The 16,473-nt window shown below is 64.3% G+C and carries 16 protein-coding genes; 8 read left to right on the plus strand and 8 right to left on the minus strand.

Annotated elements, in window-relative coordinates:
• Positions 1-75: 75 nt before the first annotated feature.
• Complete coding sequence (locus tag ACX0GZ_RS04070; protein WP_458813639.1) at positions 76-384, minus strand: CC_3452 family protein; 309 nt, start codon at positions 382-384, stop codon at positions 76-78.
• Positions 385-533: 149 nt separating this feature from the next.
• Here ACX0GZ_RS04070 and ACX0GZ_RS04075 point away from each other — a divergent pair, with 149 nt between their 5' ends.
• Positions 534-1,025, plus strand: coding sequence for a winged helix-turn-helix transcriptional regulator (locus ACX0GZ_RS04075; protein WP_458813641.1), 492 nt, complete (start codon positions 534-536; stop codon positions 1,023-1,025).
• Positions 1,026-1,131: 106 nt separating this feature from the next.
• On the opposite strand, the gene ACX0GZ_RS04080 is transcribed toward ACX0GZ_RS04075, so the two are convergent.
• A complete protein-coding gene (locus ACX0GZ_RS04080; RefSeq protein WP_458813643.1) occupies positions 1,132-1,563 on the minus strand; it encodes an acyl-CoA thioesterase in 432 nt (143 codons plus the stop codon).
• 38 nt (positions 1,564-1,601) lie between these two features.
• Complete coding sequence (locus ACX0GZ_RS04085) at positions 1,602-2,810, minus strand: LL-diaminopimelate aminotransferase (RefSeq protein WP_458813645.1); 1,209 nt, start codon at positions 2,808-2,810, stop codon at positions 1,602-1,604.
• Between the two features lie 167 nt (positions 2,811-2,977).
• Between ACX0GZ_RS04085 and ACX0GZ_RS04090 the strand changes: the two genes are divergently transcribed.
• From ACX0GZ_RS04090 to clpS, 3 genes are all read left to right on the plus strand, one after another.
• Positions 2,978-4,717 (plus strand): PHA/PHB synthase family protein, encoded by a 1,740-nt coding sequence (locus tag ACX0GZ_RS04090; RefSeq protein ID WP_458813647.1) that lies wholly within the window; start codon positions 2,978-2,980, stop codon positions 4,715-4,717.
• Between the two features lie 115 nt (positions 4,718-4,832).
• Positions 4,833-5,603: a phasin family protein gene (locus tag ACX0GZ_RS04095; RefSeq protein WP_458813649.1), complete on the plus strand. Its 771-nt coding sequence runs from the start codon at positions 4,833-4,835 to the stop codon at positions 5,601-5,603.
• Between the two features lie 234 nt (positions 5,604-5,837).
• Positions 5,838-6,167 (plus strand): ATP-dependent Clp protease adapter ClpS, encoded by a 330-nt coding sequence (gene clpS, locus ACX0GZ_RS04100; protein ID WP_458814322.1) that lies wholly within the window; start codon positions 5,838-5,840, stop codon positions 6,165-6,167.
• 128 nt (positions 6,168-6,295) lie between these two features.
• Here the strand turns inward: clpS and ACX0GZ_RS04105 are convergent, their stop codons facing one another.
• The gene (locus ACX0GZ_RS04105) at positions 6,296-7,033 is read right to left on the minus strand and encodes a Crp/Fnr family transcriptional regulator (RefSeq protein ID WP_458813651.1); all 738 of its coding nucleotides are present in this window, start codon (positions 7,031-7,033) and stop codon (positions 6,296-6,298) included.
• Positions 7,034-7,169: 136 nt separating this feature from the next.
• Between ACX0GZ_RS04105 and murA the strand changes: the two genes are divergently transcribed.
• Entirely contained in the window at positions 7,170-8,453 is a 1,284-nt protein-coding gene (gene murA, locus ACX0GZ_RS04110) for a UDP-N-acetylglucosamine 1-carboxyvinyltransferase (protein WP_458813653.1), read from the plus strand.
• Between the two features lie 32 nt (positions 8,454-8,485).
• Here the strand turns inward: murA and ACX0GZ_RS04115 are convergent, their stop codons facing one another.
• From ACX0GZ_RS04115 to ACX0GZ_RS04130, 4 genes are all read right to left on the minus strand, one after another.
• On the minus strand, positions 8,486-8,959 hold the full coding sequence (locus tag ACX0GZ_RS04115) for a hypothetical protein (protein ID WP_458813655.1): 474 nt from the start codon (positions 8,957-8,959) through the stop codon (positions 8,486-8,488).
• Positions 8,956-10,788, minus strand: a complete 1,833-nt coding sequence (locus ACX0GZ_RS04120) for a DUF885 domain-containing protein (protein ID WP_458813657.1) — start codon at positions 10,786-10,788, stop codon at positions 8,956-8,958. Before ACX0GZ_RS04120 ends, ACX0GZ_RS04115 begins: the two co-directional genes overlap by 4 nt.
• A gap of 206 nt (positions 10,789-10,994) precedes the next feature.
• Complete coding sequence (locus tag ACX0GZ_RS04125; protein WP_458813659.1) at positions 10,995-12,209, minus strand: dipeptidase; 1,215 nt, start codon at positions 12,207-12,209, stop codon at positions 10,995-10,997.
• Positions 12,210-12,272: 63 nt separating this feature from the next.
• Positions 12,273-13,310 (minus strand): ligase-associated DNA damage response exonuclease, encoded by a 1,038-nt coding sequence (locus tag ACX0GZ_RS04130; RefSeq protein WP_458813661.1) that lies wholly within the window; start codon positions 13,308-13,310, stop codon positions 12,273-12,275.
• 89 nt (positions 13,311-13,399) lie between these two features.
• On the opposite strand from ACX0GZ_RS04130, the gene ACX0GZ_RS04135 reads away from it, so the two are divergent.
• The 3 genes from ACX0GZ_RS04135 to ACX0GZ_RS04145 all read left to right on the plus strand — a co-directional run bounded on the left by ACX0GZ_RS04135 (position 13,400) and on the right by ACX0GZ_RS04145 (position 16,450).
• On the plus strand, positions 13,400-13,603 hold the full coding sequence (locus ACX0GZ_RS04135; RefSeq protein WP_458813663.1) for a hypothetical protein: 204 nt from the start codon (positions 13,400-13,402) through the stop codon (positions 13,601-13,603).
• A 123-nt stretch (positions 13,604-13,726) separates the two neighbouring features.
• Entirely contained in the window at positions 13,727-13,900 is a 174-nt protein-coding gene (locus tag ACX0GZ_RS04140) for a hypothetical protein (RefSeq protein ID WP_458813665.1), read from the plus strand.
• A 105-nt stretch (positions 13,901-14,005) separates the two neighbouring features.
• Positions 14,006-16,450 carry a ligase-associated DNA damage response DEXH box helicase gene (locus ACX0GZ_RS04145; RefSeq protein ID WP_458813667.1) on the plus strand — a complete coding sequence of 815 codons (2,445 nt, stop codon included), beginning with the start codon at positions 14,006-14,008 and terminating at the stop codon, positions 16,448-16,450.
• Positions 16,451-16,473: the final 23 nt, after the last annotated feature.

The raw sequence follows: 16,473 nt of genomic DNA on the forward strand, positions 1-16,473 counted from the left end.
CAACATGGGGGCGGGTGCTGCTGCTTTGCAATAATTTTGGTGGGCGGCCGGTAGGATCGCCGCCCGAGACCGCGATTATTTCGCGCGGCTGTTGCACTTCGACAGCGCTTCGGCGTCGAAGGCGGTGCCGCCTGCGGTGAATGCCGTCAGCGCACCGCCCTGACGGACGACGAGTTCGCACATGATCGCGTCGCGCGAACCGGCCTTGGGGGCGGTGCATGTGGTCCCGTTGCAGGTCCAGATGGTCGAGCGCGTCACGAATTTCGCGTCGCTGGGTGCAGTTGCGAAGGAAGCGGCGTAATAGGCGCCGGTCTGGGCCGATGCGGGTGCGGTCGCGCCGAGTGCGGCGGCGGCGAGGACGGCGAGGGGGAGGGTGCGAATCATCGTGGAAAACTCCGTACCGGGGAGGGTTGTCGATGGGCACAGAGTCTAGTTGACATCAGTGTAGGTTGCAACCAGAAACGGGTGCTGCACCCGCGAAAACGTCTTTCCCTTTGGCGGTGCTCGGAAATCCCGCTAGTCTTGGAACTGTCATGCGCCAACCGATCCGCGAATCCCTGCGCGAAGAAGCCGCCAAGTGCAGCCTGCCCGCCGCGCTGGAGGCGATGGGTGAGCGCTGGTCGTTCCTAATTCTGCGCGGCAGCTTCAACGGGTTGAAGCATTTCGAAGAGTTTCAGTCCGAACTGGGGATTGCCCGCAACATCCTCGCCAACCGGCTCGCGCGGCTGGTCGATCACGGCATATTGGAACGCCGCGCGTGCGACGACGACCGGCGCAAGGTCGAATATTGCCTGACCGACAAGGGCTATGCGCTGCTGCCGACGATGGTCGCGCTTCGCCAATGGGGCGAACGCTGGGAATTGGGCAAGGAAGCGACCCCGATCCTGGTCGATGCCCGCGACAGGAAGCCGATCCGCCCGGTATCGGTCACCGCGCATGACGGCCGCGTGCTGGGCAAGCGCGAACTGATCTGGGCGTTGCCGGAGGAAGTGTATGGCGGCGCCAGCGCCGAGGCGGCGGAATAGGATTCGCCCCCCTTAAAGCCCCGCTTGTTTCGAGAGAATTCGAGAAACGTGCGCTTGGCGTTGGATCGCGTTTCTCGACTTCGCTCGAAACGAACGGGTTCAGGCATTACCCCTTGGGCAACCCTTCCAGAAACGCCCGCACCTCCGCCAGCAACGGCGTCGGCTTCCCTGTCGGCAGATGCACGTTGACGCTGGTCATCATCACGACCGCGTGCAGCGCGCCGGTATCGGCATGGCACAGCTCGAACCGCTTGGTCAGGCTGGTATTGCCGATCTTCTCGATCCGCACGAAGGCCTGGATGGTGTCGCCCCAGACGAAGGGCTTCAGATAATCGACCTCTGCGCGCCGGACGTGAAACTCGCTCTCGCGCCACGCCGCCCCGATCTGTTCGGCTATTCCGGTCCAGTCCCAGAAATCGGTGACCGCAACATCGGCATATTCGAGATAGCGCGAGTTGAAGACGACCTTTTGCCCGTCAATCTCTGCATAGCGGACGCGGAAGCGGGTGGAAAAGGCGAAGCCGGGACGGGTGGTCATGCCGGGCTGGTTACCCGAACCTGCCGTCCGATCAAGCATCACCCCGCCTTCTTCTCTCCGACATTAACGCCCATCGATTGCAGATAGCGCTTGATGTTGCGCGCGGCCTGCCGCAGCCGCTGTTCGTTTTCCACCATCGCGATGCGCACGAACCCTTCGCCGTCCTCGCCGTAACCGACACCCGGCGCGACCGCGACCTTGGCTTCGGTCAGGAGTTGCTTGGAAAATTCGAGACTGCCCATTTCCTTGAGCGCGGGCGGCAGCGGTGCCCAGGCGAACATGCTCGCGCGCGGCGGGGGGATGTCCCATCCGGCGCGCCCGAAGGCCTCGACCATCACGTCGCGGCGCCTGTGATAGAGGTCGCGGTTCTTCTCGACGATGTCCTGCGGACCGTTGAGCGCGGCGCACGCCGCTGCCTGGATCGGGGTGAAGGCACCGTAATCGAGATAGGATTTCACCCGCGCCATCGCCGCGATCAGCTTGGCGTTGCCGACCGCGAATCCCATCCGCCAGCCCGCCATCGAATAGGTCTTGCTGAGCGAGGTGAATTCGATCGCGATGTCCTTTGCGCCCGGCACTTGCAGGATCGAGACGGTCGGGTTGCCGTCATAATAGAGTTCGGAATAGGCGAGGTCGGAGATCACCCAGACCTGGTTCTCCTTCGCCCACGCGACCAGCCGTTCGTAGAAGGCGAGATCGACCGTCTCCGCCGTCGGGTTCGACGGATAGTTGACGACCAGGATGCTGGGGCGCGGGACGGTGAAGGCCATCGCGCGGTCCAGCGAGCGGAAATAATTCTCGTCAGGCGTGGTCGGCACGCTGCGGATCGTCGCACCGGCAATGATGAACCCGAAGGTGTGGATGGGGTAGGACGGGTTGGGCGCGAGCACGACATCGCCCGGCGCGGTGATCGCGGTGGCAAGGCTCGCCAGCCCCTCCTTCGACCCCATCGTCACCACGACTTCGGTTTCGGGATCGACATCGACACCGAAGCGGCGGCCGTAATAATTGGCCTGGGCGCGGCGCAGGCCGGGTATCCCCTTGGACTGCGAATAGCCGTGAGCGTCGGGCTTCATCGCGACTTCGCAGAGCTTGTCGATGACGTGCTGCGGCGGCGGCAGGTCGGGATTGCCCATGCCCAGGTCGATAATGTCCTCTCCGGCCGCGCGCGCCGCTGCCCGCATGCCGTTGACCTCGGCGATGACGTAGGGGGGCAGGCGCTTCATGCGGTAGAATTCTTCGGACATCGGGTTTCGATCCTTTCGAATGCGGCTTAAGCTAAACGCAATTGACCCGTCACCCCAGCGAAAGCTGGGGTATCGTGCAGAAAAACTGCTGGCGCGTTGCAACCGCCTGAGAGGCCAGCCTACGCTGGCATGACGTTCGGGATCGATGGGGGCGAGAGAGGATTATCATGGCCGACAACAATGCCGACAGCCCGACCCCCGATCTGGCGGACCTTCAGCACTGGACCTGGGTGCTGGGCCGCGCGCAGCAGATGATGCTGGAGCATGGGCTGGATACGGTCGATGCGATGCCCGCGACGCCGGGTATTCCCGTCTGGGCCGACCCCAAGAACATCGCGCGCGCGCAGGCCGAATTCTGGGGTGACACGATGAAGCTGTGGCAGCGCTTCCTCGACCCCGCCCATGCCGAGCCGGTCGCGGAAAATCCCGCCCACGCCAAGGACAAGCGCTTCAAGGCGCCGCAATGGCGCGAGGAGCCGGTGTTCGATTTCCTGCGCCAGAGCTATTTCCTGATCGCCGATCATCTGGTGAAGGGCGTCGAGGGGCTGGACGGCGTCCACCCCAGGCAAAAGGAGCAGATCCGCTTTGCGACACAAGGCTTTATCGACGCGATGAGCCCGACCAATTTTCCCGCGACCAACCCGGTCGTGCTGGAAAAGATCGTCGAGACCAAGGGCGAAAGCCTGCTCAAGGGTCTCCAGAACATGCTCAACGACATCGCCAAGGGTCAGATGACCCAGACCGATCCGAATGCGTTTCAGGTCGGGCGCGACATGGCGACGACGCCGGGCAAGGTCATCAAGCGCACGCCGCTCTACGAGTTGATCCAATACACCCCGACGACGGACAAGGTGTATGAGACGCCGCTGCTGATCTTCCCGCCCTGGATCAACCGTTTCTATATCCTCGACCTCAACCCCGAAAAGAGCTTCATCCGCTGGGCGGTCGAGCAGGGGCTGACCGTCTTCGTCGTGTCGTGGAAATCGGCGGATGCGTCGATGAAGGACGTGCGCTGGGACGATTACATCGAACGCGGCCAGATCGACGTGATCGACACGGTGCGCGACCTGCTGGACGTGGATGCCGTTCACACCATCGGTTATTGCGTGGCGGGCACGACGCTGGCGGCGACGCTCGCGGTGCTGGCGGCGCGCGGCGAAGCGGACAAGGTGGCCTCCGCGACCTTTTTTACCGCACAGGTCGATTTCGCCGATGCGGGCGACCTCAACCTGTTCGTCGACGACGACCAGATGGCGCTGATCAAATCGCTGGGCGCGGACGGGTTTCTCGACGGGCGGTATATGGCCGCGACCTTCAACCTGTTGCGCGGGCGCGACCTGATCTGGAATTACGTCACCAACAATTATCTGCTCGGTCAGGATTATGTGCCGTTCGACCTGCTCCACTGGAATTCGGACGTCACCAACCTGCCATCGGGATGGCATCTCGATTATCTGACCGACCTCTACCGCGACAACAAGCTGGTCCAGGCGGGCGCGATGGCGATTTCAGGCACGCCGATCGACCTGACCAAGGTCACGACCCCCACCTATATCCAGGCGGGCAAGGAAGATCACATCGCGCCCGCCGCCAGCGTGTGGAAACTGACGCATCATTTCGGCGGCGAGAACCGCTTCGTGCTGGCGGGGTCGGGTCATATCGCGGGCGTGGTCAACCCGCCATCGGCGCAGAAATACCAATATTGGACCTGCGACGGAAAGGTCGAGACGCTGGCGGAGTTCGTCGCGAGCGCGACCGAAACCAGGGGAAGCTGGTGGCCCGACTGGGCGAAGTGGATCGACGAACGCGCGCCGAAAAAGGTTGCCGCAAAGGGCGCGCGCCAGCCAGGCAAGGGCAAGCTGAAGGGACTTGAGGATGCGCCCGGAACCTATGTGCGGACGCGTTAGCGGCCGCGCGGAATTCGCTGCGGCTTCAACTTTGTTGCAGCGCACAAAAAATACTTGAAATCACCCGTGCGAATTGATATTTGCTGCATTGCAACAAACGCAATGGAGCAGCACGATGGCGAGCAAAGGCCCGACCAAGTCGGCACCCAAAGCAAATGCAGACAAGCAGGTGGCGAAGGCCCCGGCGGCAGCGGCGAGCGCGCCAAAGCCCGCCGTGTCGGCTGCGCCACGGGCGACTGAACAGGCGTCTGTCCCGGCCAAACCGGTGACCAAGGCGGTCGAGGCCGTGGCCAAGACCGCCGATGCCACGGTTCGCAAGGCCAGCGACGAGGCCAAGACGGTCGTCGCCAAGACCGCGGCGCTTGCCGCCAAGGTGGCCGCGCCGGTGAAAGCCGCTGTCGAGACCGCCGCGAAGACGACCAAGAAAACCGCGAACAAGGATAACCCCATCATGACCACCATCGAAGAAACCATGACCAAGAGCCAGGCAATGTTCGGCGACGTCAACGAGCGCGCCAAGGCCCAGATGGAAAAGAACGCCAAGATCGTCGAAGAGATGAACGCGTTCGCCAAGGGCAATGTCGAAGCCCTCGTCGAATCGAGCAAGATCGCCGCCAAGGGCTTCGAGACGATCGGCCAGGAAAGCGCCGATTTCACGCGCAAGTCGTTCGAAAAGGCGACGGCGACGATGAAGGAACTGTCGGCGGTCAAGTCGCCCGCAGACTTCTTCAAGCTCCAGAGCGATTTCGTTCGCGAGCAGTTCGACGCGATGATCGCGGTGACCTCGAAGAACACCGAAGCGATGATGAAGCTGGCCGGCGATGCCGCACAGCCGATGTCGAGCCGCTATGCGGTCGCCGTCGAAAAGGCGAAGACCGCGGCATAAGCCGACGGCTTCGTCGAAGATCGATCCAAGGGAGAGGGCGGTCCGCAAGCGGACCGCCCTTTTTCGTTTGCGAATAACCCACCCCGTTCGTCTCGCCTTCGCCTGAAACAAACGGACGGGGATGCTGGCCTATATCTTCGCATTCGCGGTAAATCGCACATCTCCGGGTTGCGGAGCGCGGCCGACTTGCCATATTTTGATGCCGTGACCGCCCAACATCCCCTTTATCCGCTGATGGCGGACGACCATGCCGACGACGGCGACGACGATCTGTCGACGGGCGTTGCGACGCGCACCCGTACCAGGACGAAGAAGCCGACGCCCTATCGCGTGCTGCTGCTCAACGACGATTACACGCCGATGGAATTCGTCGTGCTCGTCCTTCAACGCTTTTTTCGGATGGATGCCGAACAGGCGACGCAGGTTATGCTCCACGTCCACCAGCGCGGCGTCGGCGTGTGCGGCGTCTTCACCTATGAAGTCGCCGAAACCAAGGTCGCGCAGGTGATCGAATTCGCCCGCCAGAACAGCCACCCGCTGCAATGCACGCTGGAAAAGGCTTAGCTTGACCATCGTTTGTTTCGAGCGAAGTCGAAAAGACGTTAGCTGGGCGCTTGTGAGCGTTTCTCGACTTCGCTCAAAACGAACGGGCAAGAAGGCAGCGGGTTAAGCTGGTCCGTGAGGATCGGAAATCACCGCGCGGCGGGCAGCCAGCTCAGATCCAGCCCCTCGAACCGATCGACATAATTCGACGCCTGCGCCAGCGCCGCATCGTCGAGCAGCTTCACCTTGCCGCCGGTGCGCGCGATCATGCCGTCATCCTCCAACTGGCGGAGCATTCGGTTGACGTGAACCGCGGTCAGGCCTGTCGCGTCGCCGATTTCCTCCTGGGTCAGCCCCAGCGTGAATTCATCGACGATCGATTTGTCGGTGGTGCGCTGGCGATTGCGCAATTCGAGCAGCAGCGCGCCGACTCGTGCCTTGGCCGATGTGCGCCCCAGCGACGCAAGCCGGTCGGTGAGCGCCACGCGTTCGATCTGGCTGACGACATAGATCAGCCCGGCGAGGCGCGGATGCGCGGCGGTCAATGTCGAAAACGCATTTTTCTCAAACGGGCAAACGGTTGCCTCGCTCAAAGCGGTCAGCGTTTCCGGCGCGTCGCGATAGACGAGCGATGCGGTGCCGATCATGTCGCCAGGAAACAGGAAGCGCAGGATCTGACGACTGCCATCGTCGAGCAGCACCGAACTCATCATCACGCCTTTGCGCAGGATGAACAGCTCGTCTGCCGATTCGTTCTCGCGCTGCAACGTCGCACCCCGCCGTAGAACGCGTTGCCGCTCCTCCAGATGATGAAGCGCCGCATGCTCGCTGTCGGTCAGATCGACGAGCGAGCCCAGTATCTCTGCAAAACAACTCGACGATCCCACGCGACTTCCCCCACCCGATTTCATTCGCAACAGCAGCGTAACGAGTTCGATGCATTAAAGTCGATCAAGTTCAGCGCGATACCCTACACGCTTTGCCGCCCTTGCGCACGTCCGCGCAAACGATAGAAGCTGCGCAATGGACAGAATCCTCATTCGCGGTGGAAACCGCCTTTCGGGTCGTATCGCCATTTCGGGCGCCAAGAACTCCGCGCTCACCCTGATGCCGTGCGCGCTGCTCACCGACGAGCCGCTGACGCTGCGCAATCTGCCCCGGCTGGCGGACGTCGACGGGTTCGGGCATCTGCTCAACCAGCTCGGCGTCTCGACGATGGTCGAAGGCGCGCGGCCGGAGGATTTCGGCCGGGTGATGACGATGCGCGCGCAGCGGCTGACGTCCAGCATCGCGCCCTATGACATCGTGCGAAAGATGCGCGCGTCGATCCTGGTGCTGGGTCCGCTGCTCGGTCGCGCGGGCGAGGCAACGGTGTCGCTTCCCGGCGGCTGTGCGATCGGGAACCGCCCGATCGACCTTCACCTTAAGGCGCTCGAAGGACTGGGTGCCGAAATCGAACTGGCGGCGGGTTACGTCAAGGCGACGGCGCCGGGCGGACGCCTGCCCGGCGGGCGAGTGTCCTTCCCGATCGTGTCGGTCGGCGCGACCGAAAACGCGCTGATGGCGGCGGTCACGGCGAAGGGCGGCAGCGTGATCGAAAACGCCGCGCGCGAACCCGAAATCGTCGATCTGTGCAATCTGCTGGTGGCGATGGGCGCGTCGATTTCGGGCATCGGCAGCGAGACGATCGAGATCGAGGGGCGCGAGCGTCTCCACGGTGCAACCTATCGGGTGATGTCCGACCGGATCGAGGCGGGGAGCTATGCCTGCGCGGCGGCGATTACCGGCGGCGCGCTCGAACTGGTCGGCGCCAACGCCGCAGAGATGCGCGCGACGATCGACGCGCTGCGCGACGCGGGCGTGACGGTCGAGGAGCGCACGGATTCGCTGTTCGTCGAAGGTTCGGGCGGGATGCGCGGCATCAACCTGTCGACTTCGCCCTATCCGGGTTTCGCCACCGACATGCAGGCGCAATTTATGGCGATGCTGTGCATGGCGAACGGCGCCAGCGTGCTGACCGAGACGATTTTCGAGAACCGTTACATGCACGTCCCCGAACTCGCGCGCATGGGTGCCGACATCACCGTCAGCGGACGCTCGGCGGTGGTGCGCGGGGTCAGCGGACTGGTCGGTGCACCGGTGATGGCGACCGACCTGCGTGCGTCGATGAGCCTGATCCTGGCGGGTCTGGTGGCAAAGGGCGAAACCCAGGTGGGTCGAGTCTACCACCTCGATCGCGGTTACGAGCGGCTGGAGGAGAAGCTGCAAGCCGTGGGCGCGGATATCGAGCGGGTTGGGGACGGGTGAACACCGCAACCTGCCAAGGCGAGCGGGGCGCTTTACTCTTTGCCCAATGCCACCCCGGCTTCCTTGCCTAAGGCCTCCAGCGCAGCCTGATCCATATAGAGGCCCGCCTTTTCGAATTCTGAATTGACCGCAGGCTGGTTGATCAGGCTCTGCATCGCGACCTCGCCTAGCACGCCGAAACTGGTCGCTATCGCCGAGCCGCCTTCGTTGCGGATCGCGGTGACCGCTTTCGTCCGGCAATCTCGGGTCAACAGCCGGTCGAACAGCCGCGCCATCGACCGGTGCAGCGTTTCCCGGTCGGCATCGGTCACGCGGCTGACTTCGCGGACTTCGGGGCTGTTTGCGACCGACGCGAAAACCCACCTTACGACCATCGCCTTGTCGGCGTCGCTGCTCTGCTCGACCAGACAGCGACTTAGGTCTTCGGTATACATTTTGCGCGTCTGATCGATCGCGAGCGGGGTCGGCATCGCCAGCATCATGGCGGGTAGCATGGCAAGGGTCATGCGCGCTTCTCCGCAATATACCGATCCACCTGCCCCTCCAGCACATCGAGCGGCAGCGCGCCGTTCGACAGCACGACTTCGTGGAAATCGCGGATGTCGAAGCGCGACCCCAATTGCTGTTCGGCGCGCGCGCGCAGTTCGGCGATCTTCAACTGACCGATCATGTAGCTGGTCGCCTGGCCCGGCCAGTTGATGTAGCGATCGACCTCGCGCTCGATGTCGAGCTGCGACAGCGATGAATTGTCACGGAAATACTGGATCGCCTGCTCGCGGGTCCAGCGCTTCGAATGGATGCCGGTGTCGGTGACCAGCCGGATCGCGCGCCAGATCTGGAGCGAGAGCATCCCGAATTCGGAATAGGGATCGCTATACGCGCCCATCTCCTTGGCCAGCCGCTCGGTGTAGAGGCCCCAGCCTTCGGTATAGGCGCTGTTGCCGCCACGCGCGCGGAACTTCGGAATACCGGTCAGTTCCTGCGCGCGCGCAATCTGGAAATGATGGCCGGGGGCGGCTTCGTGGACCGCGATCCCCTCCAATTGGACCTTCTGCACCTGATTCATGTCGGCGAGGTTGGTGTAATAGATGCCGGGACGCGATCCGTCGGGGGCGGGGCGGTTGTAGAAGGCGACCGGCGCGGTGCCCTGACGCCATTCCTCGACCGCGCGGACTTCAAGCTCGGCCTTGGGCAGGACATGGAAGAAGCGCGGAGCCGCTGCCATCATGTCGGCGACCACCGCGCGAACATCGGTCAGATAGGCTTCGCGACCGGCTTCGGTATTGGGATATTTGAATTTCGGATTGGTGCGGATTTCGTCGAAGAACTGCGCCAGCGTCCCCTGGAAACCGACGCGAGTCTTGATTGCCTCCATTTCCTGACGGATCGACGCCACCTGTTGCAGCCCGACCTGATGAATCTGGTCGGCGGTCATGTCGGTGGTGGTGAAATTCTGAAGCTGGTTGGCGTAATAGGCGTCGCCGCCGGGCAAGTTCCAGACGCCCTGATTGCCCTTCGACTTGGGTTCGATTTCATCTAGCACCGCGAACAGCGTGTCGAACCCGCGCTTGAATTCAGCCGTCAGCGCGGCGCTGGCGTCGGCGATCAGCTTGTCCTTGGTCGCCTGCGGCGCGTCGAGCGCGGTGACCTTCTTGCGGAAATCGGCGAGCAGGGTCGAATCATCGCCGCTCGTGAACGGCGCGCCGGTGATGACCTTCTTCGCGTCCGAGCGAGCGGGTGCGAACACCATTTTCGGCGGCACGATGCCGAGGCTCGCCTGTTCGCGCATGTTGGCGGCAACCTCGCGCATGACGCGCTCGGTCTCGCGGATGCGGGCAATATAGGCTTCCGCATCCGAGACCGTATCGACCCGGTGATTGTTGATGAGGAAAACGGGGATCGATCCCGCCGGGCTGCCATTGGTCGATACCGGCCAGCCGAACTTGCGGAATTCCCAGCCGCGCCGCGCCCGTTCGACCGTTTGTTCGTAGAGCATATAGCTCAGCCGACCGCTTTCGCTGAGGCGTTCGGGGGAAAATTGCGCCTTCATCTCGGCCAGCGTGCGCTCGGCCAGATCGAGCCGCTGCTTTTGCGCGGCTTCGGTATAATCGTCGAGCCGGTCGTAATTGGTCTTCTGGCCCTGAAAGGTCTGCGCCTCCGGGCTGAGCGCGATCTGCGCGTCATAGGCAGCATCGAGAAACGCGGTCAGCCGCGCGTCTTCTGCTGTCGCATTGGCGGTCGCAGGCGCGGCGGGCGGGGTCGGCGCAGTCTCGGCCATCGGCACGGTTGCGCAGCCTGCGAGCAGGATGAAGGGAAGCAGATGGCGTGCGCGCATGGGGTGGTCCTCTCGATAAGGGTTCGCCTGCCCGCGAAGGGGGCGGCGGGATTGATTGGGGGTGACGCTAGAGCGTGGCCGGTTGGGCCGCAAGAGTGGTCGCCATTTCCACTCCGTCGCCCCGGACGTGTTGCGGGGATAGCGATTCCAGCGGTGCGCAAGCGGCTTGGTGGACCCCGGAACACGTCCGGGGTGACGGGGAGACTTTAGGGCTTTGCCAACGACGGCGCCTGACCGGCCATCGACTTGGCCACTGCCTCCGAGCGCTCCATCACGCGCAGAATGTTGCCGCCGGTCAGCTTGGCAAGCTGCTCGTCGGTCCAGCCACGCCGGGCCAGCTCTGCCAGCAACACGGGCATCGAATCGACGCCCTCCATGCCCTGCGGCGAGGTGCCGCTGATCCCGTCATAATCGCCGCCCAGCCCGACATGATCGTGGCCCGCGACGCGCGCGATGTGCGCGACGTGATCGGCGACCTGTTTCACCGTCACCGGCGGTTCGGGATTCGCGCGGTCCCATGCGGACAGGTCGGCATTCGCACCGCCCTGCCGCGTGCGCTCGGCGTCGCGCGCATTGCTCCACGCGCGCCAGTCGGCGGACAGGAAGGCAGGATAGACCGCAACCATCACCACGCCGCCATTGGCTGCGATTGCCCTCAACAGATCGTCGGGAATGTTGCGCGGGTGATCGGTGACGGCGCGCGCGTTGGAATGCGATGCGATCACCGGCGCCTTGCTCGCCGCGATCGCCGCGCGCATCGCCGCGTCGGACACATGGCTGACATCGACCAGCATGTTCAGCCGGTTCATTTCCGCAATGACGGCGCGACCGAAATCGGTCATACCGCCTGCATTGCCCGCATCCCCGCTCGAATCGACCCAGCCGATGCTCGCCGAGTGGGTGAGGGTCATGTACCCGACACCCATTGCCGCATATTCGCGCAGCACGCCCAGGCTGCCGTCGATCTGGTGTCCGCCCTCGACCCCCAGCATCGATGCGATCCGCCCGGCCTTCATCGCCGCGCGAACCTCGGCGGCGGTGCGCGCGAATTGCAGCCGGTCGGGATGGGCGGCGACCATGCGGCGGACGATGTCGATCTGTTCCAGCGTCGCGGTGACGGCGTCCGCGCCCTTCATCGATGCGGGCACATAGACCGACCAGAATTGCCCGCCGACACCGCCGCTGCGCATCCGCGCCAGATCGGTCTGGAGCGGCTTTTCGAGCCGCGACGTATCCGCCGTCAGGTCAATCGCGGTGGGGTCCGATCCATAATGCTGGCGCAGCGCCCAGGGCAGGTCGTTATGCCCGTCGATCACCGGCGCGCGTTTCAGCACATTCTCGATCCGGGCTTTCATCGCGGGATCGGGCGCAGGGGCAGCCTGCACGGGGGCAAGAATTAGAGCGAGCGATGTAAGCAGCATGGACGACCCCCGAAGCGATGGTTGGCAAAGGTTCAGGCTCGCGGGTCGCGCTGTCAACCGCCGTCAGTCGTCCTCATCCTCGAACCCGACCAGATCGAGCGCGCGTGCCTTGATCTGGTGAAGCTGGCACCAGTGGACCAGCGCATCCTCCCGCCCGTGCGTGACCCACACTTCCGTGGGTGCGACCTCTTTCAGCGTCGTCGTCAATTCGTCCCAATCGGCATGGTCCGACAGGATGATCGGCAGCTCCACATTCCGTTGCCGCGCGCGCTGGCGCACCCGCATCCATCCGCTCGCCATCGCGGTGATCGGATCGGGCAGCCGCCGGGACCAGCGATCGTTGAGCGCGGAGGGCGGCGCCATGACGATCCGTCCCGCCAGTTCGCCCTTCGCCACCCCGGTCGCCGGGCGCAATTCGCCCAGATCGACGCCGTGCTCGACATAGAGGTCGCACAAGCGCTGGAGCGCGCCGTGAATGTAGATCGGATCGTCGAACCCCATGTCGCGCAGCTCGCGGATGACCCGCTGCGCCTTGCCCAGTGCATAGGCACCGACGACGACGCAGCGTTCCGGCTCGGCGCGCAATGCGGCGAGCAATTTGTCCATTTCGTCCTGCGTTTCGGGATGGCGGAACACGGGCAGGCCGAACGTCGCCTCGGTCACGAAGATATCGCACGGCACCACTTCGAACCGCGCGCAGGTGGGATCGGGGCGGCGCTTGTAATCGCCTGATACGACGACGCGTTCGCCCGCATGGTCGAGCACGATCTGCGCCGAACCCAGGACATGGCCGGCGGGCACGAACCCGACATCGATTTCGCCCAGCCGCAACGTCTCTCCATAAGCGACCGGGTGGCCGTTCTGGTCGCCGTACCGCACGCCCATGATCGCCAGCGTCTCCGGCGTCGCCCATACCTCGCCATGCCCGCCACGCGCATGATCGGCATGGCCGTGGGTGATGAGTGCGCGCGGCACCGGGACCGACGGGTCGACCCAGGCATCGGCGGCGGGGAGGTAGATCCCCTGCGGATGCGGATCGACCCAGTGCCCCAGCCGGTCGGGCGATCGTGGCTTGGCCGGGCGGGGACGGGCAGCGGGCATCGCGTTGATATGGGGACGGTTTCGTGAACGCGCCAGCGGATCGAAGCGGCGCGGGCTTCGTTGGTGGGATACAGGAAAGGAGCCCAATCATGGCCGACACCAATTTATGGGGCGTTCTGACGATCCTCGGTCCCATCTTGCTTGCCATCGCGATCATCTGGGCGATCCGCCACAATCGCACCAGCCGTGCGGATGACGCTCGTACCGAAGCCGCGACCAGGCGGATGTATGACGAACAGGCGAAGGACGATGGCATGCATCCCGAACGCAACAGCGACCGCCCCGCGCAATAACGCTCGGGATACACGCCGGACTGTGCGATACTTCGCCCCGCTGGCGAAGGACCGATGTGCCCGTCGGCATGAGTCGTATCCCCGCGACCGTCGGTCCGCGTCGCCCGCGTCGGGAGAAGATCGATGGGCAGCACAATCTGGGTGGCGCTGACGATCGTTGCGGGAATCGCCTTCATCGTCGCGATCGGCTGGGCGATGAGCCACAATCGCGGCACCCCGGAAGAAGAGGCCGCGACCGAAGAAGCGACGCACCGCATGTACGACGAACAGGCGCGAGACGACGGGATGATGCGGTAGGACATCGCCAGTGCGAGTGTAGCGTAGCGCCGGACGAGATGCTGGATTGCTTCGCTACGCTCGCAATGACGGGTGAGACGAGACGTTTAACCGAAATCGGTGCGTATGGCGTTCGCTTTTGACATAGCCGAGCCTGTGCCCGCCGACTCGCTCCCCCAAATCCTGACGAACTGGTTCGCGGATCGTAACTGGACCGTGCGGCGGCACCAGCGCGAAATGCTGGCGGCGGCACGCGCAGGACGCGACGCGCTGCTCGTCGCGCCCACCGGATCGGGCAAGACGCTCGCCGGGTTCCTGCCCAGCCTGGCCGAACTGGTCGAAGCGCCGACCGAGGGGCTGCACACGCTCTATGTGTCGCCGCTCAAAGCACTGGCGGTCGATGTGCAGCGCAACCTGATCGGCCCGATCGAGGAGATGGGCCTCGACCTTCGGGTCGAGACGCGCAGCGGCGACACGCCGTCCGATCGCAAGGCCCGGCAGCGGGCCAAACCACCGCAGATCCTGCTGACCACGCCCGAATCGTTGAGCCTGCTGCTCAGCTATCCCGACAGCTTCACGATGTTCGCAGGCCTGCGCACCCTCGTCATCGACGAGGTTCATGCCTTTGCCAGCGGCAAGCGCGGCGATCTGCTCAGCCTGTCGATGGCGCGATTGCAGAAAATCGCGCCCGCGATGCGCCGCGTCGGACTGTCGGCGACGGTGGCCGAGCCCGACCTCTACCGCGCCTGGCTGTCACGCGACGGCGATCCGACGGGCGTGGCGAAGGTGATGGGCGATCCCGGCGCCGAACCCGACATCGCCATCCTGCTCCCCGAGGGGCGCGTGCCCTGGTCGGGCCATTCCGGTCGCTACGCCGCGCCGCAGGTGATGGCGGAGATCGAGACGCATGAGACGACAATCATCTTCTGCAACACGCGCGGGCTCGCCGAGCTGATCTTTCAGGACCTGTGGAAGGTCAACGAGTTGAAGCTGCCAATCGGCATTCATCACGGCAGCCTCGACAAGGAAGCGCGCCGCAAGGTCGAGGCGGCGATGGCGGACGGTCGGCTGCGCGCGCTGGTCGCGACCGCCAGCCTCGACCTCGGCCTCGACTGGGGCAATGTCGATTGCGTGATCCAGATGGGCGCGCCCAAGGGATCGTCGCGGCTGATCCAGCGCATCGGCAGGGCCAATCACCGGCTCGACGAGCCGTCCGAAGCGGTGGTCGTCCCCGGCAATCGCTTCGAATATCTGGAGGCGCGTGCCGCGCTCGACGCGGTGCAGGCGGGCGAACTCGACGCCGATCACTTCCGCCCCGGCGCCTTGGACGTGCTGGCCCAGCATCTCGTCGCCTGCGCCTGCGCTGCGCCGTTCGACGAGCGGGAGATGCTGGCGGAAATCCGCAACGCCAGACCCTACGCAACCGTCACGCCCAAGATGTTCGCCCAGGTGCTCGGCTTCGTTTCCGATGGCGGATACTCCTTGCGTGCCTATGACCGGTTCAAGCGGCTGACCAAGGGCGTCGATGGCGTCTGGCGGATCAGCCACCCCAGATTCGTCGCGCAGCACCGGCTGAATGCCGGGATCATCGTCGATGCACCCGCGCTCGACGTGCGGTTCAGGAACGGGCGGCGGCTGGGCCAGATCGAGGAATATTTCGCCGCTTCGCTCTCCCCCGGCGATACGTTCTTCTTCTCCGGGATCAGCCTGGAGGTCGAACGGATCGAGACGAGCGATGTGATCGTGCGCGCGAGCAGCCGCCCGGCGCGCATCCCCACCTATGTCGGGGCGCGGCTGGCGCTCACCACCAACCTCGCCAACCGGGTGCGGGGATTTCTTCACGACCGCGAGCAGTGGCAGCGCTTTCCGAGCGATGTGCGCGAATGGCTGGAGGTGCAGGACCGCCGCTCGGTCTTGCCCAAGCCGGGGCAGTTGCTGGTGGAGACGTTCCCGCGTGACGGGAGGCACCATATGGTCGCGTACAGCTTCGAAGGCTGGAACGCGCATCAGTCGCTGGGGATGCTCGTCACCCGGCGGATGGAGGCGCAGGGGCTGAAACCGATCGGCTTCGTCGCCAACGATTATGCGCTGGCCTGCTACGGGCTGGAGCCGATCACCGATCCGGCGTCGCTGTTTTCGCCCGATATCCTCGAAAACGAATTCGTCGACTGGGTGCAGCAATCGGCACTGCTCAAACGCGCGTTCCGCGAAGTCGCGGTCATCGGCGGGCTGGTCGAACGCCAGATTCCCGGCAAGCGCAAGACCGGGCGCCAGGTCACCTTTTCCACCGACCTGATCTACGACGTGCTGCGCAAATACGAACCCGATCACCTGTTGCTGCGTGCCGCGTGGGAGGATGCGCGTGCGCGAATGACCGATGTCGGGCGACTGGCGGACCTGCTCGACCGCGCGGGGGACACGATGCTGCACGTCGATCTCGACCGCATCAGCCCGCTTGCCGTCCCCGTGCTGGTATTGATCGGCCGCGAAAGCGTGGCGCAGGGATCGACCGACGAGGCGCTGCTGATCGAGGCCGAAGCGCTGGCGGCGGACGCGATGCGCGAGGATTAGAGCGCGCCTGCCGAACGCAATTG

The sequence above is a fragment of the Sphingomonas aestuarii genome (genome assembly GCF_054457155.1).

What these genes read in the sequence shown, in the direction of transcription:
- ACX0GZ_RS04070 (WP_458813639.1), bottom strand. Translation starts at nt 384, where the DNA reads ATGATTCGCACCCTCCCCCTCGCCGTCCTCGCCGCCGCCGCACTCGGC.
- ACX0GZ_RS04075 (WP_458813641.1), top strand. Translation starts at nt 534, where the DNA reads ATGCGCCAACCGATCCGCGAATCCCTGCGCGAAGAAGCCGCCAAGTGC.
- ACX0GZ_RS04080 (WP_458813643.1), bottom strand. Translation starts at nt 1,563, where the DNA reads ATGACCACCCGTCCCGGCTTCGCCTTTTCCACCCGCTTCCGCGTCCGC.
- ACX0GZ_RS04085 (WP_458813645.1), bottom strand. Translation starts at nt 2,810, where the DNA reads ATGTCCGAAGAATTCTACCGCATGAAGCGCCTGCCCCCCTACGTCATC.
- ACX0GZ_RS04090 (WP_458813647.1), top strand. Translation starts at nt 2,978, where the DNA reads ATGGCCGACAACAATGCCGACAGCCCGACCCCCGATCTGGCGGACCTT.
- ACX0GZ_RS04095 (WP_458813649.1), top strand. Translation starts at nt 4,833, where the DNA reads ATGGCGAGCAAAGGCCCGACCAAGTCGGCACCCAAAGCAAATGCAGAC.
- clpS (WP_458814322.1), top strand. Translation starts at nt 5,838, where the DNA reads ATGGCGGACGACCATGCCGACGACGGCGACGACGATCTGTCGACGGGC.
- murA (WP_458813653.1), top strand. Translation starts at nt 7,170, where the DNA reads ATGGACAGAATCCTCATTCGCGGTGGAAACCGCCTTTCGGGTCGTATC.
- ACX0GZ_RS04115 (WP_458813655.1), bottom strand. Translation starts at nt 8,959, where the DNA reads ATGACCCTTGCCATGCTACCCGCCATGATGCTGGCGATGCCGACCCCG.
- ACX0GZ_RS04120 (WP_458813657.1), bottom strand. Translation starts at nt 10,788, where the DNA reads ATGCGCGCACGCCATCTGCTTCCCTTCATCCTGCTCGCAGGCTGCGCA.
- ACX0GZ_RS04125 (WP_458813659.1), bottom strand. Translation starts at nt 12,209, where the DNA reads ATGCTGCTTACATCGCTCGCTCTAATTCTTGCCCCCGTGCAGGCTGCC.
- ACX0GZ_RS04130 (WP_458813661.1), bottom strand. Translation starts at nt 13,310, where the DNA reads ATGCCCGCTGCCCGTCCCCGCCCGGCCAAGCCACGATCGCCCGACCGG.
- ACX0GZ_RS04135 (WP_458813663.1), top strand. Translation starts at nt 13,400, where the DNA reads ATGGCCGACACCAATTTATGGGGCGTTCTGACGATCCTCGGTCCCATC.
- ACX0GZ_RS04140 (WP_458813665.1), top strand. Translation starts at nt 13,727, where the DNA reads ATGGGCAGCACAATCTGGGTGGCGCTGACGATCGTTGCGGGAATCGCC.
- ACX0GZ_RS04145 (WP_458813667.1), top strand. Translation starts at nt 14,006, where the DNA reads ATGGCGTTCGCTTTTGACATAGCCGAGCCTGTGCCCGCCGACTCGCTC.